General features: G+C 30.5%; 1 protein-coding gene. It reads left to right on the top strand.

What is annotated here, in order from left to right; all coding sequences use genetic code 11:
* Positions 1-84: 84 nt before the first annotated feature.
* Positions 85-618, top strand: a complete 534-nt coding sequence (locus tag Q0856_RS18000) for a hypothetical protein (protein ID WP_298507225.1) — start codon at positions 85-87, stop codon at positions 616-618.
* Positions 619-840 lie beyond the last annotated feature (222 nt).

The following is an 840-nucleotide window of genomic DNA, read 5'->3' as shown; positions in this document are numbered from 1 at the left end:
CAATCTACAAGGTTAGAAACTAATTTAGTGTAAACACCTAATCTTTAACTTGTGTAAACTATGTATCTTAACGAACAGTTGAAAATGACGAAATCTGAAACAAAATTATTAGTCGGAATTGAAGTTCTGATTTTATTAATTGATATTTTCCTAATGAAATATTGGGTTAGTATGATTAAACCTGACCCATTTATGTCAATCGGAGTTGAATCATACAGACTTGAGATATTTGGAATTAATATTCTAATTGGAATTATTGTTTTCTTTATTAGAAAAAGACTTTCGATTTTGTTCTTTATCAATACAATAATCTGTTATTGGATTTTTTCTTTTTTCTGGAATATTTGGATTGAAAATCATCCTTATTCATCTACTGAATATAGTTTTCAGATTGAGAACAGAAAGTTTGTATTGGGAATTGACAAAAATCCAGACACTTTTGGAATTGACGAAATCATATCTGAATCAAAGGATTCATTAATTACAATTGGAATGCACGAAAAAGTTGGAGACAGTTTAAAGCTGACAAATATGCAAGAAACTATGTATTTTCACAATAATAAGTTGAGTGGATTTTCGATAAGTTCAAAGGCAATTGAAATGAATAAAATTGAATAAAAACCTACGCACAACAATGTATAACCGCAATTACGGCGGATTCGACTACGTCCGAATCCACTCGGAATTGCTAATGTCTGTTCTAAACCGAAAAGTCTGCGTATATTAACCCGTAACTGACGGTTATACGAGACCGTTGTAGTGCATTTTGACCCGTCCTGAAATATGTATACACTAAAACAAATGTATATGTATAAAAATGATGGATATGTGAAACGTTAT

Origin of the sequence: uncultured Maribacter sp., from assembly GCF_947496775.1 — a bacterium.
GTDB lineage: Bacteria > Bacteroidota > Bacteroidia > Flavobacteriales > Flavobacteriaceae > Maribacter_B.
This window is presented reverse-complemented; position numbering and strand designations above follow the sequence as displayed.

Coding starts and splice junctions, on each gene's coding strand:
- Q0856_RS18000 (WP_298507225.1), top strand. CDS start 85: ATGACGAAATCTGAAACAAAATTATTAGTCGGAATTGAAGTTCTGATT.